Source organism: Stieleria tagensis (assembly GCF_024129865.1).
GTDB lineage: Bacteria > Planctomycetota > Planctomycetia > Pirellulales > Pirellulaceae > Stieleria > Stieleria tagensis.
The window spans coordinates 132,165-152,331 of sequence record NZ_JAMYFE010000027.1 but is presented as its reverse complement, the minus strand read 5'-3'; the positions used below and the strand labels follow the sequence as shown (position 1 = coordinate 152,331).

Sequence of the window (20,167 nt, the reverse complement as noted above, 5' to 3'; positions counted from 1 at the left end):
AGCGGGCAATCTACCGGACCGCCGGGCAATCACCGCGGCCGCGAATTTGCGTGCACACGCATCGCATCGACGCCCCGCCGTTGCAGTACAATAGTCCACCGCGTCATTTTCATGACATCGCAGCGCAGTGCTGTCAGGCCCGCCCCATCCCACCGTTCTTTCACTGGATCCATTGTGAATCGATTCTCACTTCGCCCGCTCGGGTGCGTTCTCATCGGCTGTGCTGTGTTGCTGGCATCCACAACTGCGGTGTCCGCCCAAGAACAATCGTCCGACAATCCTGGGGGACGTCCCAATGTGCTGATGATTGCGATCGACGATTTGAATGACTGGATTGAACCGTTGGGCGGCCACCCGCAGGTCAAAACACCGGCGATGGCCCGTCTAGCAGCCCGAGGCGTGACATTCACCAACGCCCATTGCCAGGCGCCACTGTGTAACCCCAGCCGAACATCGATCATGACCGCACGGCGTCCCACCAGCACGGGTGTCTACGGACTGGCACCATGGATCCGAGATGTCGACGGGATTTCAGAACTCGTCACGATGCCACAGTATTTCAGCCAACACGGTTACAAGAGCTTGATCGGAGGCAAGATTCACCATGGCGGAAACGGACGCAACTCCAAAGCGGAAGCTGACGTCTGGGGGCCAGCGGCAAAGGTCGGTGTGCGTCCAAAGCAAAAATTGATCGGGCCTACGCCGCAGGGTGACAACCCACTGATGGACTGGGGAACGTTCCCACACAAAGACGAACAAAAGGGCGATTGGGAAGTTGCCAGTTGGGCTGTGAATCAGTTGAGTGAACTCGCCAAAACGCCTGACCAACCGTTCTTTCTAGCCACCGGGTTCTTTCTGCCACACGTGCCCTGCTACGTGACGCAAAAATGGTACGACATGTACCCCGAAGAATCGTTGATCCTGCCGCCGATCTTGGCAGGCGATCGCGACGATACGCCTGAATCGTCTTGGTACATCCATTGGTATCTGCCGGAGCCGCGAACGAGTTGGCTGCGGGAGAATCATCAGCTGAAGAATCTGACACGGTCGTATCTGGCATCGATCAGCTTTGTCGACAGCCAAGTCGGACGGGTATTGGACGAACTGGATTCATCCGGACTCGCTGACAACACGATTGTGGTGTTGTGGAGTGACCACGGGTACCACCTGGGCGAGAAAGCGGTTTCGGGAAAGAACACGTTGTGGCGTCACAGCACAAGAGTGCCGTTGATCATCTCGGTTCCCGACGGTTTGACCGCAATCGATGTGCCTGAAAATACTCGCTGTGATCAACCGGCGGAATTGCTGGACTTGTACGCGACGCTCTCACAATTAGTCGGATTGCCTGCACCAGTCGGCCAAGAGGGATTGAGTCTGGTGCCGCAACTGGCCGACCCGACGATGCCGCGAGAACGACCGGCGATCTGTACACACAACGCCGGCAATCATTCCGTCTGTGACACCCGCTGGCGCTATGTGGTGTACGCCGATGGAGGCCAGGAATTGTATGACACCCAAGCCGATCCATTGGAACACCATAACTTGATCGCCGGAACCAATGCCAACGACAACAAGGATCTCGATGCAAGTTATCGCGAGGTAGTCGAGCGGTTGTCGGCCTATCTACCAAAGCATGAATCCGCATTGGCGCCGGGTAGCGCGCATCGCATCTTGGAGAAGCGCGCCGATGGATTCTATTGGCAGGAAACGAAAATAGTTCCCGCAGACAAAGTCGAGTGATCTCGGGTCGAACGGAAGATTATGCGGCCACCCAAGTTTTGGCGGCAGCGGATTCAGCCGCCTCGAAATACTTGGTTTCCGCGTTCACAAACTTGGACATCACCTTACGCGCCAGTTTCTGCCAATTCTTGTCGCCGATCACGGCAACTTTTTCCGGCGCACGGTAGTGTTCTCGCACGATCGAAAGGTGATCGCCGAGCGCCGCCAATCCGGTCCAGCCATCGAACTCGCGCAAATCCAACAGTAGTCGTAGGTGGTTGGTACGTCCCATTAAATTGCTGATCTCGTCGTTGACGCCGTGATAGGCACTCGGTTCCAGTTTGCCCAACAATTTCACCGTGACCACGTCGCCGGCTTGGTCCAGATGAATAGATCCCAACGATTCTTCGAGCCAGCGTTTCGCTTCATCGACCTGATCGTCCCCGAACAGTTCCACCGGACAGCGAACCAAGACGCCCATCGCGCCGACACAGGTGCGAATCCAACGCAAATCGGTGACCACAGCGACCCGCTCGAACCCGCTCCAGTGACGAAGCCCTAATTTGGCGTCATCCCACGCCGCCGCCAGGCTATAGCCTTCGAATTCAGTGCCGAATTGGCACAGCAGCTTGATCTGATCGTGTTCCAAAATGGCTTGATCGATCGCCGGAGTCAACACCGACTCGTAGTCGCTGCTTTCCACCTTTCCTGTGAACCGAAACCCCAGAGTGGCTGGTGGCAGATCCTTGATTTGTTCAATCATTGTTCACTCCTGCGCGAGATTGAAAGGCGATCCTGGAGAAACAGAACGACCAGGACCAAGCCTGGTTCATCGTACCACCGCTGCTGTTAACGGTGGGTGCTCGAGGCTGTACGTCAGCCGGAATTAAAAACCGCCAGGTTGCACCTGGCCTACTGATTGGGCATCTGAACCACGAATCGGTTACACTTGACCGTCGGGACTGCAATCGTGCCTGCCGCCAACAGTGACCTTATGTCGTGCCTGAGAATCGTCTGATGTCAAAGCAACTCGCGCTCGTTTTCGTCGGTCTGATCGGATGCCTAATGCTCACCCAGCAGATCTCGGCTGACGAATCTCAATCGAAAATCGCTCCGACGGAGAACCCACCACAGATCTTGGTGGCTTCGTCGATTGATGCCGACGAGCAACTGGTACTTGTCTCGTATCATTCGATCTTCATCGGCTTTGACGGCAGCTCTTACAACGAGCGATTGACTCAGAAAGTGTCACTCAAAGCGGTCAAAATCACGTCCGCTGACGGGGTGCAACAATCCGTTGATCAGGCGCGGAAAACGATTTCGGAGAATGACACACCGATCCTGGTGACGTCATACAAGAAGCCATTGCCCAAGTTTTATAAAACGCTGTTCTCTCCGGACACATTGCATTTTGCGTTCCCGTCGAAGGCTCCTCAGTGGAAACCGATCCAATCCCCTGGTGCGCCGGTGCAATGAGTGTTTGACACGCGCTCAAGCGTAAACTCCAACGGTGACTGGCTTGGCACACGCTGGGGGCGGATGGGGGTATATTCTGTCGACTTGAGACTCCCTCCATCATTCCTATCTGGCAAACTAATGAACATGCAGACGAAACTCCTTGTGCCTCTTCTCGGTCTGGCAATTTGCCTCGGTTGCCAGAAGGACGACGGAAACAGCGCCAATCAACCTGTCACCGTTATCGAAAGCATGACGGAACCTGATCCGGTCGCTGACTCCGCGGCGGTGGACAAATCTGAAATGGTCGCAGAATCCGATCCGGTCGTTGAAACCGAGCCGCCTGTCGCAGCGGACGAACAATCGGACGTTGGCGAGGGAACCGCGGAGTCGAGCCCGAAGGAAACGATCAAGCAAGCGATCGCTGTTCTAGAGGCTGAGGAGTACGCGGAATTCTTGGAAACCTACGTCGTGCCATCCGAGTATGCAAAAATCAAAGAACGCGGCGTGGCATTGGTCGTTGTGCACTTTGCGAAATCAAATGCCCCAGAAATGCTGGCCGTCATGAAAGAGATCATTTCCAAAGACCTGGTTCCGGAAATGAGCGAAGACGGCAAGACAGCGTTCTACGACGTCGAGCAACGGATTGCGAGTCGCAACACATTTGCGCTCGTCAATATTGACGAGCGATGGTACATCCCCAACAAGCCGCCGGAGAGAAACTAGACGGTCGACTAGCGGATCGGCTCTTGCTTCAACCAGGCATTCACTGAAGGAGCCTGTTCGGTTTCGGCTGCCTTGGGAGCGAAGAGATTGCTAAAGAATCCGCCTTCCTTTTTGGGGGCGGGTGTCGTTTGGCTGTTCTGTTTGAACCCGGCTGGAATCAGCTTCATCGGATTCAATGTTTCTTTGGTTCGAGTCCAACTCTTTTTAGCCGTGTCCGAGACCTCGGTCACCAAGCCGTCTTTTTTCGTGATCACGCGATCTTTTTCTTGACGCGTGGGCAAGAATTGATCCATGGTCGGCATCTTCATTTTTGGCATTTGCCAGTTGGCTGGATTCAACCCGCTCATCATGCGTGTCAGCGAATTTCCCGGCAACGGTGGATCTTCCGCGGGTTCCTGAGCAACGACGGACAGTGGCAGGACAATTGTGCCAAGCAATGCGAGCAAGGCAAACGATGCGAGTGACTGAGGGAATCGTTTGGTATTCATCGCGCTGAATCGTCTCCTGGGAGCGAAGCAATCCGAGGTTTCTTGGGGGTTGGCTGAGGCACTATGCCAGATCTATTGCAAAACCCTGCATTCAATGGCAAGGTCAATTGCAGTCTCGCTGTGTCGCGACCAAATCTGTTTTCCCCGTTGAAATCAAGGCAAACAGGACTTGTTAATCTCTACATCGGGCAGATAGCATCGAACACTCCAATCCATCTTTACCGGCAGATCCGGAAAAATCGTTCGCATGTTTCCACTCGAACGAACGCCAGAGGAAAGGTAGCTGGCCTCTGTGAGATCGGTAGAACAGCGAGACTCGCAGCTCCTGCTGACAAATTGCCCACCCCCAGACCACCTGAAGACATTCTTCACACGATGCCGAAACTTGAATTGACTTGGCCTGGGGAATTGCCACCAGTTCTGTTGGTGGGCGCCGGGGTGGTCGGCCAAGCGATCGCCGAAGCTCATTTGGAGCGGGCGGTGCCGTTTGTGCTGGGCGACCAAAGTGCCTTGGCGGTGCGGGCCGCTGCAGAACGATGGTCCGGTCAAGGAATTCCCGTGGCGGGAGTGTCGTTGCCAATCCAAGGGATGTCCGCCGTGGTCGTCGGCAACCGCGCGACGGAAACAGAAGCTGCGAACCAGAAACAACCGATCGATCCGATCCCGATTGTGATCGAGTCCATCGTTGAACAAGTTCAGGCCAAGCGTGACCTGTTTGTCGCGTTGCAACAAGCGTTCGGAACAGCGCCCGTGCTGTGCAGTAATACGTCGACGTTAAAAATTGAACAGATCGCCGATGCGGGGCTTGCTGCTGCGGGTCGGGTTTGCGGGATGCATTTTTTCATGCCGGTTCACGCGCGTGCGGCAGTCGAAGTCGTCGCGACCAGCCGTAGCGATCAAGACGCAATCGATCGCGTGGTCGACCACGCGGGCCGAATTGGCAAACGCCCGATTCGTTGCCAGGACGGGCCTGGGTTCATCGTCAATCGAATGCTTTCACCCTACTTGAATCAGGCTTTGTTGTTGTTGTGCCGTGGTGCGACGGAGAGCCAAATTCAACGAGCGGCACTCGCCTATGGCATGCCAATGTCACCGCTGGAGTTGATCGATTGGATCGGAGCGCCAACGATGTTTCATGCCGGCCGCGCGTTCGTCAACGCCTTTCCAACCCGTATCGATGCGTCGCCAGTGGTTCCGGCACTGGTCAAACGAAAACGCATGGGACGTGCCGTCGGCGCCGGACTGTATGACTACACCGACGGAGTCCGATCATCGGAGCTCGCCCCGGAATCAAAAGAACTGATCGAGATGTATCGAACGTCCCGGCAAGCGTTCACCGACGGTGATGTGCTGCGACTACTGGCGATCCCGATGTGGATCGAAGCCGGCAGTTTGCTGGCCGAAGGAGTCGCGGAGTCGATGAACACCGTCGATCAGGCAATGGCAGGCGGTCTCGGGTTTACGGCACACTCGAACTGGTCCGAATTTTTTAATGAGCTAGGTCAAACGCAAATCGATTCCGCGATGAACCGCTGGGGCCAGAGTTTTCGATCGATGAACGCCTGAGATGAAAGACCAATCAAAACCTATCGATTCCTTCTTTGTCTATGGAACGCTCAAACGCGGGCAGTGCCGCGAAGCGATGTGGCCCCGCCAACCCCTGCAAGTCCAACCGGCGCGCTGCCAGGGCATGCTATGGGGGCGCCAAGATTATCCCGCGATGATGCCCGGCCAACATCAAGTTCTCGGCGAGTTATGGACATTTGCGATCTCCCAGCTGGCAACCGTCCGAGCCGCTTTGGATCGGATCGAAGGAACCACAAATAACGCAGCCGATGATCTGTACCACTGCCACCCAGTCACCGTGGTCCGTTTGGCTGACGAATCAACCCACCAAGCGTACGCCTATTTCTACAATCGCAATCCAGCGGCCGACGGTTTTCAAGCGATCGAGCCGATTGACGATTGTCAGCAGTGGAAAGCCAATGCGTGACTTTTGGAGCCTCGTTATTATCGCCAGCGTGAAGTGTTAGCGAGGGATTCAGGGTGTTAACGGGATCCCTCGCTAACGTTTCGGGTTACCAAAAACCAATGTCCCACGCAAAAACCCAACTTCAACGGCGCTGGTGTGGAGGATTTATCCGACTCGGGTGCGGGTTCTCTGCAAAGAATCTAGACGGTCGGATAAATCCTCCACACCAACCAATGGCTGACGCGAAAGCCCAACTTCAAATTCGTCTCGATTGAGTTACAATCGTGCGACTGTCGGACTCGTCCGGTCCCCACCCATTGCCCCTTTTTTTCAAAGGCCCGCCTGATGCAAGACCCCACCTCCAATCGCAATCGTCGATCCTTCATCAAAACCGGCGCAGCCGCCGGAGCCGCTGCAGCGGTGATTCCGGCTGCCGGTCGTGCCAATGCGGCAGCCAAAGCAAACGAGCGAATGCGGATCGGATTCATCGGCCCGGGCGGTCGCGGATTTGGTGCACACGTCAAAACGCTGTGCGAACTGCACGGTGAAGGCCGCCTGATTGACTTGGTCGGCGTCGCCGAGGTCTATGAGACGCAGCGTGAAAAGGTGGGCGACTACATCAAAGAAAAAACCGGTACCGCGCCGGCGCTCTATGTCGACTACAACGACATGATCGCCAAAGAAAACTTGGATGCGGTTTGCATCGGTACCCCAGATCACTGGCACCATAAACAGGTGATCGATTCGCTGGCCGCCGGTTTGAACGTGTACTGCGAAAAACCGATGACCAAGACTGTCGAAGAAGCCTTTGACGTCGAAGCCAAATGGAAAGCATCGGGTAAGGTCATGCAGGTGGGCGTGCAATCGACCAGTTTGAAAGTCTGGGATGAAATCCGAGCGCTGTTGCAAGACGGCAAACTCGGCAAGGTTCTGGGTTTCCAAACCGAATACTTCCGCAACAGCAACGTCGGCCAATGGCGTTATTACAAATTGGTCGAAGACATGAACCCCAAAAAGATCGATTGGGATCGCTGGTTGGGAAAATCTGAAGGCCTGGCGCCGGACATGCCCTTTGACCGCGCGGTCTACAAACAGTGGCGACGATTTTGGCCCTTCGGAAGCGGCATGTTCACCGACCTGTTCGTGCACCGCACGACATCCATGCTGAAAGCGACGGGTTTACGCATTCCCGGCCGAGTCGTCGGCGCCGGCGGAATTTTTATGGAATACGACGGACGTGATGTGCCAGACGTGGCCACTGTTGTTGCCGACTTCAACGAAGGCGTGCAGGGTTTGGTGACCGCAACGATGTGCAATGAAGCCTCGCGCGTCAACCAATTGATTCGCGGTCACTACGGTACATTCGAACTGGGTAACGGAGAAGGATTCGACGGGTTCGATTTTGTCCCCGAACGACGTCAAGTCACTTCCGAAGGCGATTCGCCAAAACGTTCGTTTGAAACCGAACGAATCGCAACCGAGCCGGTTAAGAACACCACCAAGGCGCACTTCGCAAACTTCCTGGATGCCTGCGAAGCCGGCGAGCCACAATTGTGTAACAACCCGCCAGACCTGGGCGCATCGGCAATGGCCGTTGTTAACTTGGGCGCACAGAGCTATCGCAAGGGCGAAGTCTACTTTGTCGATCCCGATAGCCGCCAAATCTCGACGAAAGATCCAGGTTGGGCCAAGAAATGGGAAGCCAAGTCGGAAGCACGTGAGTCACCGAACCACATCGCCGGATGGAAAGCCGGCGATTTCGGCAGCAAGCTAGACGAGCCGACCTACATGAACCTGGCCGGCCCCTGGATTGACGGCAAAGACCCCGCCTGATCGCTTTGACGTTAGGCTTTTTGCGATTCACTCGCCCGCCCGCCCCGCGGGCGAGTGATTGAATCCTCACAGGTAAGTTAGCGTGGCAATCATAACCCGACGCGTCAGCGAGGGATCCCGTTAACAGCCAAAATCCCTCGCTCAGGCGTCAGGTTGTGATGAATAGCGCAACTTCAATACTGACGCGCCGGGTTATCAAAAACCAATGCCTGACGCGAAAGCCCTGGCTTTCAAACAAAACCGCTTTCACATCTGATCCACAATAAACACCTGCAGTTTGCGACAACCGTGCGCACCTAACACCAGCGACTGTTCAATGTCCGCTGTTTTGCTGGGTCCGGAAACAAAAATTCCGAACCGGCCGTCAAAACCTTCGATCCGTTGATAGGCGTGGTGCATGGTGGCTACGATTTCAGACTTGGGAACAACGATTGCCAAGTATTGGGCGATGAACAACAGCACACGATGCGGCAATGTGTTTCCGTCGACCCAAATGGATCCATTTTCGGCGACCAGAAACTCTCCCCGTGCGATGGTCCAGTCGACGTCGGATAATGTGTGCGGATCATGAATGGCTGCGGTGTCGACGGTGCCCCGGATACATTCGGGAACCAGCGAAACAATCTGACTAGCATCACGGAAGACAGGAATCTGATCCATGATCGGTTTGACATCGTTCACCGAATCGACCATGTGGGCCTGTCCACCGACTGAAACCAATGACTGTGCAAATCGATCCAACGGGTCGTCAAAGGACTGAACACGCTGGAAATCGATTGTTGGCAACGGAGCGCTGTGAACCTGTTTGGTGCGAATCCGATCCAGAATCGATTGTCGTGCGGAGACGTCGGCCTGAGGGGTGTCGGTCATAGCAAGTGTCGGGACAAACCAAGAAAGTGTGACGGAGAGGGTGATAGCGAGATCGGACAAACGTCGGATCGGATCTATTTTGAACGGTGTTTGCGGTGCCACTGACGAAAGCTTTCGTTGGGCGGCAACGGCAATTCACGAGCAATCGTCCATTTGTTGAACCGATTGTGCGTCGCCCAGCGTGGCAAAATCCGTAACGCCGCACGTCCGATTTTGCCCGACAGCGCGAACATCCGCGGTGACCGAAACAGTAGCGACGCCATCGCCATCGACCACCGTTTGCTGCGCGGCAAAAGTTTCTTGCCGACCAACTCGCCACGCCAGGCTAGGAGTTGGTGGTGCAACGGAATCTTGACCGGGCAAACGTCGCTGCATGACCCACACAGACTGCATGCGTAAGGCAAACTTTTGTAAGTGTTGGCATCACGCGTCGGTGACAACACACTGCCGATCGGACCGGGAACCGTTGCCCGATAACTGTGACCGCCGCTGCGTCGGTACACCGGACAGGTATTCATGCAGGCGCCGCAGCGAATGCAGTGCATCGCAGCACGAAACGTCTCGCTCTCGCGCAGCTTCGTTCGTCCGTTATCAACCAAGACAATGTGCAGTTCACTGTTCTCGTCGCGGGGACCGTTGAAATGGGAGGTGTAACTGGTGATCGGTTGCCCGGTGGCGGAACGCGCCAACAATCGTGTGAAGACGCCTAAGTCTTGCTGGCGAGGCAGCAGTTTTTCGATCCCCATGCAGGCGATATGAACGCGAGGCAGTGAGGTTCCCAAGTCCGCATTGCCTTCGTTGGTACAGATGACAAATCCACCTGTTTCTGCAATCGCAAAGTTGACGCCGGTGATTCCGACTTCGCCCGCCAAGAATTTGTCTCGCAAATCACCGCGTGCTGCTTCGGCTAGGTATTTTGGGTCGGATGCCCCCTCGTCGGTCCCCAGATGCTTGTGGAACGTGTCTCCCACTTCTTCTTTTTTGATGTGGATCGCCGGCAACACGATATGGCTGGGCGTTTCCCCACGCAGTTGCACGATTCGTTCCCCCAAATCGGTGTCGACGACATCAATGCCATTGTCTTCCAGGTAGTGGTTCAGACCACATTCCTCGGTCAGCATCGATTTGCTTTTGACGATCCGATGTGCCCGATGTTGTTGAAGAATCTTCAACACGATCTGGTTGTGATGTTCCCCGTCACGAGCCCAGTGAACGATCGCGCCACGCGCTGTCGCATTGCGTTCGAATTGTTCTAAGTAGTCCCCCAGATTAGCGATCGTGTGCGTTTTAATTGCCGACGCGGTTTCTCGCAGATATTCCCATTCTGGGATCGATCCGGCCTGGAGATCGCGTTTGCTGCGCACAAACCACAACGCTTGGTCGTGCCAACGAGAGCGGTTTGGGTCGGTAACAAACGCTTTGGCAGCGGCCGGATGCTCGACAATGGGCAGCATGAAGTCAAATCGGAAAGAGAACGCGTGGAGTGACAATTGCACCGGCACAGCCCGGTACCTGGTCTCACTCAAAAAGTGAAAAGTGATCGTTCGCTTGGAAGCGTAACCCATCCTAAAAGCTAGCCGTAGCAAAGCACTAGGGGGGATAACGCTCGCAAGAACATCTGCATTGTACTCGCCAGGCGATTCGCCTGTGCAGAAGCCGGCACGGATGCCGTGACGATCGATTGAGCCCCCCCCGGGATCTTCTAATTCATGGGGATCATCTGTTCGAAAGCCGCTTTGCCGACTGAGCGTTTGCCGGCAAACGCGTCACGCAAAGCAATTTCCCAGCGAGATTGCATGTCGAGTTGCGACAGCAATTCTGGCGAGACGTGCTGGGAGACATCGACACCACCCTGATAACGTCGTCCGGCCAAAAACTGCGATTCCAGGCCCCGCCAATGATGTTCCGCCTTGGCCGTATCCGGCAAATTGACTTGGTCTAGGAATTCCTGATCAAACTCGTCAGCTTCGTCACCATCCGCGGGCGGCACGGTGGCACGATTGGTCGATTCAACCGACACCCCGGTGATTTTTGAGAAAGCTGTTGCGGCGGCAATGGCGCTGCGAACGTCTTCCGATTTCATCGCTTTGATCAGGATTGGCACAGTCGCTGGATCGCCAAATGACCCCAGCAATTCCAAACGCGATGGTCCCAACGTTTCGCATCCGGCCACTTCGACCAGCACGTTTCGTTCACTCGGGCCACCCAATACGGCCAGCATGTAAAGCGTGTCAAATTGGTCCGGTGTCGGATTCTTCGCGACGTTACGACAATGATCCAACAGCCACGGTTGTCCGCTGAGTGCTGCCGCATCCAACGCGGCGCGGCGAACCTCGCGATCGGCATCCTCCAACGCCTCTTGGAACGGGTAACTGCCCGTGGGCGCGGCTTGTCGTCCGATCGGCGCAGTGCCACCAAGTTGGACGGCAAAGCGAGTCTGGCCGGCTTGCACCGTATCGCCGCTGGCCAGCGTCGTCACGGACACGGCGACGCCATTAACCCGCGTTCCCGCCGTGCTACCCAAATCCTTCAGTTGCCAGCCGGTCCCGGCACTGGAAATGGAAAAATGCTGCGCCGACATGCTGGGATCTGAGATCACAAAATCGGATCGGTCCGTGCGTCCTACGGTCAGCGACTGTCCGGGACGTAGCAGCGATTTGCGTCCCTGCATGTGATCGGAAATGATTTCGATCGCAGCACCACGAGACTTCCGCGGCGTAGACGGCGTCCGCGTGGAATCCGGTGTCGCAACTGGATGGGTCTGCCGCAGAACCGTCTCTACAGCCAGCGGTTTGGAGTCGTCAGGGCTAGCGGTTGTTTTGCTCTCTGGCAATCGACTCGCATCAAACGACTTTGTACGCCGTTGTTGCATCACGATCTGAAACACCGATTCACCCGCCGTCACTTCGTCGCCACTAACGACGTCCGCCGATTCAATTCGTTGGCCGCCGACGAATGTTCCGTTGGTGCTGTTCAGGTCAACAACACGACAACCATGCTGATCACAGCTGAGCTTGAAGTGCAGCGATGAGAGCGAAGCATCTGCGGGAATTGAAAAATCCGACTGTTCGGTGCGTCCGACGGTCAACACACAGGGAACGCGCAGCAATTGCGTTCGGCCTTTGGCGGCGCCCTGGGTGACCTTCAATGTGATGCGCATAAATTTTTCAGTTGAAGTAGCACCCGATCAAACAGTGTCGGATTGTAGTGCGACGATCGTCCAACCTCGGCGACGGACACTGGGGTCATCATCGCAGAGAAGCTGTTCCAAACGGTTTCCTGGTAGCGCTTGACCGTGAGCGGCCAGCGGGACGCCCACCGCCGAGGCAACTTGCGGAGAATCGTTTTCGTAGATTTGCGTCAACTGGTCGGCGATCGAATCGATCGGTCCTTGGCAGAGTGCGTCACTAACGCCGGCCAAATTCGATTGGGCGATGGAATCCAGAATGACCGAACCCGCATCAAGATGCAACAGCGACCAGGCACCGGCAAACGCGATGTCTGGATCATCATCCGTTAGCATTTCTGACGCCAATGCGATTGCCTGCTCGCCACCGACTCGGACCCCTTCCAAATGAGCTGCCAGGCGCGATTCGATCTCTTGGACTTCGTGGCGCTGATATTCGACCGACCGCAGCGCCGCCTGACGCTGCGTCCAAAGGAATTCAATTTCTTCCAGATGTTCGACCAGAATATCTTGCATCACCGACATGGTAAATCGATCCGTTGTGGGAAGCTCTGTTTCAATTGATTGCTACCGAACCGCCCTTGATCCGTTGTGTCCGTTTAGCGCGTGTCAGCACATCGACACCGCGAATCATCAATTTCCCGTCTTTGCGCAAATCAACCGAACAGTCGCCGCACTTCAGCGTCAATTCATCAGTCGCCTCGATCACCACCTGACGTGGCGTCGGGTCGTTTGACAAAGACGTCGACAGCGATGACACCGGCGGAACAGGTTCCTTATAGCGACCAATCAACCCCAACACACACCCACAGTCTTGGCGGGTCAGGGGACTGAGTGCCAACACCATGTCGCCGACGTTTAATTTCACATCGCGACCAAAAGCCGACTGCAACACATCGCTGCGGAAGGGCTGGACATCATCACTCTCGTCACCCGCGATCATCAACTGGCCGTTAGCCAGGATCGAATGAATGGTGCCGCGGACGATCTGGGCGGCTTGCTGACCCGCTGTCTGATTGACCGCGAGAATGGTTTCCAAAACGGAACCGGTGGATTGGCTTTCGATCATGGGACTATTGGTTGGTCAATTTGTCAGGGTCGATAAACTGCAGCGTGTCAAAACCCGCGGCTTGCAAATGGTCTTTTACTTTCTCATGGACCAAGATTCGAAACGTCGATTCCTTTAGACGAAAGAGCAGGGCTTCGCGTGCAGCCGATTCGTCCAATGCTAACTTATCGAACCAATGGATATCCGCTTCATAAACCGATTTGGCATGATCAGTCGCAGCGACGATGCCAACGATATTGAATGCGACATAGTTGTCGTGCGCTTTGCCAGTGTTCAGATCCAGCAACGTCGCTTCATAGTCGTCGATGTTTGCGACGCCGGCTTCGCGTAGGCCGGCAAGCAAGCGTTTGGTCATCAAACAGATCGGCGCTTCCCACATTTCTTTGAGCGCGCCTTCGCCGCTTTCCAGAATCTTGACCTCGACCGGCGTCGGCGGCTCCCGTTTGTGAGGACGCGCGTTGGCATCAGTGCTGAACTTGACACCAGTATCCCATAACCGCCGCACGTCGTCGGGCGTGTAAGTCAACTGGGCCGGATGAGCTTGTTTCGGTCCGAACGGACACTTCATGATGTAATACATGGTTCAGCTAACCCGGCGAATTGGAATCTGCGAATAAGATCTTGGTCATGTAGGAATGCATCCAGCGAGACGTGTACAGTTCGGCGTGCCAGCCACTGGCGTTTAAATACGCCATCAGCTTCTTTGACAGCTTGTTTAGCTTTGTCACCAGTGCATAATCCGTTGGCACCCCCGCGCCGTCGCTGGTGAAATGCTCACTGCGCTCTTTACATTTGTCGCATTCACCTTCATAGGCGGCATCTTCAAAGTGCAGTAAGTCTTGTCCGATCGCAGACAACAACTGCAACACAACGTCGCTGTACGGTTCATGTCGATCATGGAACTGGCCTTTGCCCACATCGATGGCGCCCTTGACGTATTGCCAACAGGTGTTGGACTGTTCGAGCGGATGGTCCGGTGTGCCTGTTAACCAGTCAGCGTCTTGAGCAACCTCTTCGGCTTCGCCTTCCGAGTCGTCACTTTCTTGTGGGTGCCATGCTTTCAATCCGCCCCGTCCACCGCCGACGGCATAGTTGCCCGGCAAGAAGATCCCGTTTTGTAAACCGTTGACGTCATAGCCGACATTCGACCAGACAATCCCCGCTGAAAAATCAGACTCGCCTTTGCCGGTTTTCAAACCTGCAGATTCACCCTTCTTGACCATGAAACCCAGCAGGATGTTGCAGCGTTTAAGTGCCTCCTGCGCGGGAATGCAATGGTGGGCGGCAACACTCAGTGGATAATCGATCTCCACATCCTGCGGTGTTCCCGCGGCAGATGTCGACGCACCGGGAAAACGAACTTTCACCGGCTTGTTGGGCTTTTTCAGATCACCTTCTTTTCGAGGGTTGGGGATTCGATCCGCCTCGCCCAACTGGTTGTCCGCTTTCAGTTTCTCGTACAGGTACGTCCCATCGGGAGACTTCTTTGACATCTTGCTGGACAGCTTGCTACCCACGCCCACCAAATCATTTTTCACCGTTGGCGGTTCATCCAGGTCATGATCAAACGGGCAAGGCACATCCTCTTCCAAGATCATGCCGATATTGATGGTTTCTAATAATTCAGTCATGACATTATCCGCAGATGTTTTTCTTGTTGTGCCAAAGCGGATCACCCATCCGACAGACGTTTTTGCCTTCGACCATGACGTTGAACGAGTACATCAGGAATTCGCAATTCTGTTTAAATGTACTGCTCAGCACACCGCCGGCGGTGCCCGGTTCGTCACCGGTGCTCATCATGTATTTGGCGCCTTTGTTCATGATCATTTGTCCGTCCGCTTTGACCTTTTTGGTGCCCTGTGACGTGTCCGATGACTTGCCCAAATTGGGATAGGGAATCGGAACAGGACCGCCTGGCGTGGGTGTCTTGCAAACGTCGGGAAAAACGATGCTCATCCCACCGCTTCCCTTGTGCGCGAAACCTTGAATGTTGTGGACGGTGGTACCCATCAATTCTCTCCGGGGGACACAGACGAAAGCACCACGGCGGCACGTTGGCCGTAGTCGGACGATCCATAAACAAGCGTGTCAGCCGACGATCTCTGTCGCGACATTCGATGGGCTGCCAAACCGATCATGATCGCACCGCCGGCGGCTCCCATGTCACCGCAGCATTCGGCCGGGTGTTCCATTTGGCAGTTGTCATCGAAACGTTTTTTGTGACGCAACATGGCCACACTGAACTCCTTGGCCCAGTAGCGTTCGCCGTTGAAACTGGCATAGACGCAATCCACCAGCCGAGATTCATCGGTCGCCGACAAACAATTCCGGAAGGCATCGGTCAATCCGTCACCCAGATACGGTTTCTCGCTATAGAAATGCCCGGGTTCGCTGCCCGCCCCGCAACCTTCGATCGTCGCGAGCACCGGTAAACCCCATTGAGACGCCGTTTCCGATCGTGTCATCAACACAAAACCCGCACCCTCACCAGGGGCAAATCCATCGGCATTGCGATCGGTGCGAATGCGTTTTTGCATTTCCAACACGCCTAACAGGTACAGATCGATGAACGAGTCGACACCGCCGACGACGGCAAATTCAGATTGCCCGCTGGAAAGATCCGCAGCCGCCTGTTGAATTCCCATCAATCCGGCGGCGCGGCCGTAGGGCAACGCTTTCGCTGTTGCCGCGGACTGATCGAGTTCCGCCTGGACATAGATCTGGTCAATCAATCGCTGGGGATTGATCGGCAATGTCGTCTGATGTTCCGGCAAACCCAAATACACCGCCGGCGGCGCGGCCGACGCAGGCACCTTGGCGATCAAGCGTTGCAGTGGCCCAGCGGCCAAACGGATCATCCGCCGATCACGATCGCTGATCGCAACCTGATGCAGCGCGGGACAGAGCTGCGGCAGATGTTCCTGCGGTACCACGCCGACGCGAAAACCAGTGTGATAGTAATCACAGTATTCGATTTCAGTGACACGCATCACACGCGCGAGTGTGGACGCTGAAACCTCCGCGACGCTCAAACCGACCGAGGAACTCATTTCAGCGGCAACGATGACCAATCGGTTTTGATTCATCACGCAGCCTTCAATTTTGGATACTGCGGACAAATATTCGCCAACGATTTCAACTGCAACAGATTTTTGTCGACTGGTTGGCACGAACGCCACAAGATGGTGACTTGTTTTTGATCCGGTCGAATCACGATGGTGTCCATCGCCGCCGGATAGCTGTGCACCTGGCCGTTAAAATCGTAGGCATGAATGACTTCGATTTCCGGCAACTCGATTGTCAGCGAACCTTCACGGGTGACGCCGATCGCGTCAATGGTCTGTCCGCCTGACAGGATCTGTTGGCCAGACAGCTGGGGGCTGGTGCAATTAAAAAACCGGGAATCAAAATCAATCGGCAGGTAAGGCGCGCGGCTGGTTTGCCAGGTTTCGTCGTAGGTTCCGGCAAACGTTTTCCGTGGGTCCCAATGCGGTGCGATCGGCGCAAAACAGGCCGGTTCGGGGCGATCACTGGTCGAGCGAATCAGTTGTTGGTCGGATTCCAAATTAGGCAATCGAATCTCAGTCGGACGCGTGCGGCTGTTTTTTGGCACCAACCCGGCGCCGATCGGATTGCGTGCAACAAAATCAATTTGATCTGGGTCGCGCGGTTGTGTATCGGTTCCTCCGAAAGCCCGTTCAAAAACCAGGGGCAGCGTTTCGAACGTTTCCGGATCAGACGGTTTGCATCCAAACACGCCTTCCTTCCAGACGCGATCGCCGAACACACGAATTGATTTCTCGAATTCACCGACTCGCAGTGAAACCAACATCTCTTTGGCGGCACCCTGAGGGGCGTAGGCTGAACCGCAGAGGACAATATCCGTGTACGGCTTGCTGAGAGTGATTTCGCCGGTGGATGCCAAACTGCTTTTGGTCGGATCGCCCGAAAATTGGTCGACCGGCTGGATCGGTGCCGCTTCGGCAGCGGGCAACAATCGCCCCGCTCGAATGTCGAACACAGCCTTGGTCACTCCGTAGGCCGATTCGACTCCACCGGGATCGTTGAAAACACCCATCGAGGCGGCGAAGATCGATTCGTTTTTTAGCTGCAACATCGTTTTAGTTTTCCGTGATCTTGCTGCCCTTCAACATCATCTTGCCCGAGGCCTTCATGCCGATTTTCCCGGACCCGGAGATCGTGATGTTTTTGCCTTTGATTTGAATGTCACCATTCTTTTTCATCAGGATGCTTGCGCTACCGGTTTGAAGCAGGATTTCGTCGGCTGCGACCAGGGCAAACTTTTTGCCGACCTGCAGTTGGTCGTCGTCTCCGATCGTCTGCATCCGGCTTTGGCCGATCGTGACCTGGACCTCTTTGCCGATCGTTTCGGTTCGATTGCCACCGACATCGATCGTTTCGTCTTTCCCAACGCTTTGGCTGTGATTTTCGCCGACACTAAGCGATTCGTTTTTGCCCACATCGGTGTCACGATTTTGACCGATGCTGATGCTTTCGTTGCGAGTAACATTTTCAGTCCGGTCATTGCCGATCGCAATGTTTTCATCGTGGCCGACACTTTCGGTGCGGTCTTTGCCGATGCCGACACGTTCGTTGCGATCAACTTGTTTCTTGCGATCGCGACCGACCCAGTGTGATTCATCATTTTCGACTTCGATGTCTTGATTCTTTTCGGCGTGAATCCAAAGCTGTTCCTCGCCCTTCAGATCTTCAAAACGAATTGCGTTGGCGTTGTCTTTACCACCGTCTTTGCTGCTGCGCGATAAGTAACCGCTTTGCGTCTTATTGGCCGGCAACTCCCACGGCGGCATGTTTTGAGCGTGGTAGACGCGACCAGTAATCAGTGGTCGGTCGGGATCGCCTTCAAGAAAACTGACCACCACCTCTTGATCGATCCGAGGGATGTCAATGCCGCCGAATCCTGATCCGGCATGCACCTGCGAAACACGGATCCAGCAACTGCTATTGTCATCTTTTTGCCCATACCGATCCCAGTGAAATTGGCATTTCACCCGGCCAAATTCATCCGGATAGATTTCTTCCCCCGGTGGTCCCGTGACGACTGCGGTTTGAATGCCGCTGATGGTTGGTTTGATTGTGGAACGTGTCGGGCGAAACACACGCGACGAGGGCAAACAAGTGATTTCGTTGTGGTACGCCAGATCGTTGTCGCCTCCGGTTTCATAGGCCATGGGTTCTTTGGCGCTGTGGCGGATCTTAGTGATCACCACCTCGGCGCCCTCTTCATCGCTGTCACGATGCTGGCCGACGGAAAAGCGTCCCCCGGACTGGAATGTTTTGCACAGACTGGAGGCATTGACGATGTCATGCCTGGCTTCTTCGGCTTCGATTCGCAATCGGGTTTCCCCACTGCCGACTCCCTTGTCCGCATATTCGCCGGGATAGTCGTACAGTTCGTAATCTGCGACATCAGGCAGATCGACGACGGTGCCGGTGTCCGTTTGCAGATCGTCGGTGGGAGTTTTGAAATTGTAATCACGCTGAGCAAACTTGCCGGGAACAAATTGGAAACGTCGTTCCCAACTGGTCAGGTGGTCTTCGATCGCACGGCCACCGGTGTCACCCGGGAAATCGACCGTTGATTCTGGCAGGCTGGAATAGCCGTCTTTGTGGTCGGTGATCACCATCTTGTGAGCACCGTCAGTGTGTTGGAAGTAATAAAAAATGCCTTCGTGTTCCATCAACCGCGACAGAAAGTTGAAGTCGGTTTCGCGGTACTGGACGCAGTATTCCCAATCTTTGTGGTCGAGTTGAAAATCCGGTTGGTAGTCGGCAAAACCGTAGTCCGACAACACCGCGTCGATGATGCTGGGGACGTTGGTTTCCTGAAAGATTTTGCAGTCACTGGTCTGCGTTAAAAACCATAACCAAGGCACGACTTCGACGCGATAGTTGCGACGTCCGTTCAAATCCACGTCGCCGCGTGACAGGCTACTGACGAATCCATGCCAGTGACGTCGGGACTGATCCGCCAATTCGATGCTCCAACCGACTGCCGTGCCGACAATATCTTGCGGCTTGATTTTGGCGTCGTCGCTGATCATATCCAACTGGTAGTGGAAAAGACGCCCCATTTCTTCGCTGCCAGAAAACGAGGTCAGCAGCAGCACGTCATCGCCGAGAACCGTGGTCAGGTTCAGCAATCGATTTTGTTGTTTCAGTGCCATCGCTCGTCAACTTGTCTGGATGTTTATTGGGAAGAAACGCAAGCGAGTCCGTTCACCCCTATCGGCGAACGGACTTCGCGATTTGCGAGAACAGGAATCGGATCAAGACTCGCCTTCTTCGACTTTCCAGCTGTACTCGACATTGCCCTTCTTTTTGCCTTTGGAATCATTCTCGGTGTAGGTCACTTTGATCTCTTCAAAGTTCAGCGAGAAGTCTTCCATTGGCACCGATTCGCTTTGTCCAGAGCCGCCGATGTTGTAGCTGCTGACCAGCACGTTGGTCAGTTCGTAGCGGTAGTAGGTCACGCGTCCGGCGTCGGTGTACGATGCGGTGACATCGATCTCGACCTTCGGATAGACCTTGCCCTTGCAAACCGATTCGGCGATTTTGGGACTGGATTTGTCCAATTCCTTGGAGCAAGCGATGTCATCCAAGATGACGTCGCCGCGGCGACGTGTGGCACCGGTGGCTCCGCCGCCGGGTTGATGGATCGCCTGACCGAACGATGCCAAATCGCTCCATCCCTTGTGATCCTTGTCCTTGCATTCTCCATCGACGCCATCAAATTTGATGTAAGCAGCCATTGTTTTTTCCTAGTCTGAAAGCTTGAAAAGGGAACGTTTCTTTGCCTGGGC

General features: G+C 55.0%; 20 protein-coding genes. 6 read left to right on the top strand and 14 right to left on the bottom strand.

Annotation, left to right across the window (positions count from 1 at the left end):
- The first annotated feature begins 174 nt into the window (after window positions 1-174).
- Window positions 175-1,740 carry a sulfatase gene (locus NHH03_RS05175; RefSeq protein ID WP_253154687.1) on the top strand — a complete coding sequence of 522 codons (1,566 nt, stop codon included), beginning with the start codon at window positions 175-177 and terminating at the stop codon, window positions 1,738-1,740.
- Window positions 1,741-1,759: 19 nt separating this feature from the next.
- Here the strand turns inward: NHH03_RS05175 and NHH03_RS05170 are convergent, their stop codons facing one another.
- Window positions 1,760-2,482 carry a SpoIIAA family protein gene (locus tag NHH03_RS05170; RefSeq protein ID WP_253154686.1) on the bottom strand — a complete coding sequence of 241 codons (723 nt, stop codon included), beginning with the start codon at window positions 2,480-2,482 and terminating at the stop codon, window positions 1,760-1,762.
- Window positions 2,483-2,736: 254 nt separating this feature from the next.
- Between NHH03_RS05170 and NHH03_RS05165 the strand changes: the two genes are divergently transcribed.
- Window positions 2,737-3,195, top strand: a complete 459-nt coding sequence (locus tag NHH03_RS05165; protein WP_253154685.1) for a hypothetical protein — start codon at window positions 2,737-2,739, stop codon at window positions 3,193-3,195.
- A 231-nt stretch (window positions 3,196-3,426) separates the two neighbouring features.
- The gene (locus NHH03_RS05160; protein WP_253154684.1) at window positions 3,427-3,900 is read left to right on the top strand and encodes a hypothetical protein; all 474 of its coding nucleotides are present in this window, start codon (window positions 3,427-3,429) and stop codon (window positions 3,898-3,900) included.
- A gap of 8 nt (window positions 3,901-3,908) precedes the next feature.
- Here NHH03_RS05160 and NHH03_RS05155 read toward each other — a convergent pair whose 3' ends face one another.
- On the bottom strand, window positions 3,909-4,388 hold the full coding sequence (locus NHH03_RS05155; RefSeq protein ID WP_253154683.1) for a hypothetical protein: 480 nt from the start codon (window positions 4,386-4,388) through the stop codon (window positions 3,909-3,911).
- Window positions 4,389-4,763: 375 nt separating this feature from the next.
- Between NHH03_RS05155 and NHH03_RS05150 the strand changes: the two genes are divergently transcribed.
- The 3 genes from NHH03_RS05150 to NHH03_RS05140 all read left to right on the top strand — a co-directional run bounded on the left by NHH03_RS05150 (window position 4,764) and on the right by NHH03_RS05140 (window position 8,193).
- Window positions 4,764-5,954 carry a 3-hydroxyacyl-CoA dehydrogenase family protein gene (locus NHH03_RS05150; protein ID WP_253154682.1) on the top strand — a complete coding sequence of 397 codons (1,191 nt, stop codon included), beginning with the start codon at window positions 4,764-4,766 and terminating at the stop codon, window positions 5,952-5,954.
- 1 nt (window position 5,955) lies between these two features.
- Window positions 5,956-6,381 carry a gamma-glutamylcyclotransferase family protein gene (locus tag NHH03_RS05145; protein ID WP_253154681.1) on the top strand — a complete coding sequence of 142 codons (426 nt, stop codon included), beginning with the start codon at window positions 5,956-5,958 and terminating at the stop codon, window positions 6,379-6,381.
- A gap of 324 nt (window positions 6,382-6,705) precedes the next feature.
- Window positions 6,706-8,193: a Gfo/Idh/MocA family protein gene (locus tag NHH03_RS05140; protein WP_253154680.1), complete on the top strand. Its 1,488-nt coding sequence runs from the start codon at window positions 6,706-6,708 to the stop codon at window positions 8,191-8,193.
- 246 nt (window positions 8,194-8,439) lie between these two features.
- Here NHH03_RS05140 and NHH03_RS05135 read toward each other — a convergent pair whose 3' ends face one another.
- From NHH03_RS05135 to NHH03_RS05080, 12 genes are all read right to left on the bottom strand, one after another.
- The gene (locus tag NHH03_RS05135) at window positions 8,440-9,063 is read right to left on the bottom strand and encodes a LutC/YkgG family protein (protein WP_253154679.1); all 624 of its coding nucleotides are present in this window, start codon (window positions 9,061-9,063) and stop codon (window positions 8,440-8,442) included.
- A 74-nt stretch (window positions 9,064-9,137) separates the two neighbouring features.
- Window positions 9,138-10,517, bottom strand: a complete 1,380-nt coding sequence (locus NHH03_RS05130) for a lactate utilization protein B (protein ID WP_253154678.1) — start codon at window positions 10,515-10,517, stop codon at window positions 9,138-9,140.
- A 248-nt stretch (window positions 10,518-10,765) separates the two neighbouring features.
- A complete protein-coding gene (locus NHH03_RS05125; protein WP_253154677.1) occupies window positions 10,766-12,223 on the bottom strand; it encodes an FHA domain-containing protein in 1,458 nt (485 codons plus the stop codon).
- Between the two features lie 27 nt (window positions 12,224-12,250).
- A complete protein-coding gene (locus NHH03_RS05120) occupies window positions 12,251-12,775 on the bottom strand; it encodes a hypothetical protein (protein WP_253154676.1) in 525 nt (174 codons plus the stop codon).
- A gap of 31 nt (window positions 12,776-12,806) precedes the next feature.
- Window positions 12,807-13,319 carry a hypothetical protein gene (locus NHH03_RS05115; protein ID WP_253154675.1) on the bottom strand — a complete coding sequence of 171 codons (513 nt, stop codon included), beginning with the start codon at window positions 13,317-13,319 and terminating at the stop codon, window positions 12,807-12,809.
- Window positions 13,320-13,323: 4 nt separating this feature from the next.
- Window positions 13,324-13,887 (bottom strand): imm11 family protein, encoded by a 564-nt coding sequence (locus NHH03_RS05110; RefSeq protein ID WP_253154674.1) that lies wholly within the window; start codon window positions 13,885-13,887, stop codon window positions 13,324-13,326.
- Between the two features lie 19 nt (window positions 13,888-13,906).
- On the bottom strand, window positions 13,907-14,950 hold the full coding sequence (locus NHH03_RS05105; RefSeq protein WP_253154673.1) for a hypothetical protein: 1,044 nt from the start codon (window positions 14,948-14,950) through the stop codon (window positions 13,907-13,909).
- A gap of 4 nt (window positions 14,951-14,954) precedes the next feature.
- Window positions 14,955-15,278 (bottom strand): DUF4150 domain-containing protein, encoded by a 324-nt coding sequence (locus NHH03_RS05100; protein ID WP_253154672.1) that lies wholly within the window; start codon window positions 15,276-15,278, stop codon window positions 14,955-14,957.
- A gap of 53 nt (window positions 15,279-15,331) precedes the next feature.
- Window positions 15,332-16,408 (bottom strand): beta-ketoacyl synthase N-terminal-like domain-containing protein, encoded by a 1,077-nt coding sequence (locus tag NHH03_RS05095; protein WP_253154671.1) that lies wholly within the window; start codon window positions 16,406-16,408, stop codon window positions 15,332-15,334.
- The gene (locus NHH03_RS05090) at window positions 16,408-17,439 is read right to left on the bottom strand and encodes a DUF2169 family type VI secretion system accessory protein (protein ID WP_253154670.1); all 1,032 of its coding nucleotides are present in this window, start codon (window positions 17,437-17,439) and stop codon (window positions 16,408-16,410) included. Before NHH03_RS05090 ends, NHH03_RS05095 begins: the two co-directional genes overlap by 1 nt.
- Before the next feature lie 4 nt (window positions 17,440-17,443).
- Window positions 17,444-19,531 (bottom strand): type VI secretion system Vgr family protein, encoded by a 2,088-nt coding sequence (locus tag NHH03_RS05085; protein WP_253154669.1) that lies wholly within the window; start codon window positions 19,529-19,531, stop codon window positions 17,444-17,446.
- A gap of 102 nt (window positions 19,532-19,633) precedes the next feature.
- Window positions 19,634-20,116, bottom strand: a complete 483-nt coding sequence (locus tag NHH03_RS05080; protein ID WP_253154668.1) for an Hcp family type VI secretion system effector — start codon at window positions 20,114-20,116, stop codon at window positions 19,634-19,636.
- Window positions 20,117-20,167: the final 51 nt, after the last annotated feature.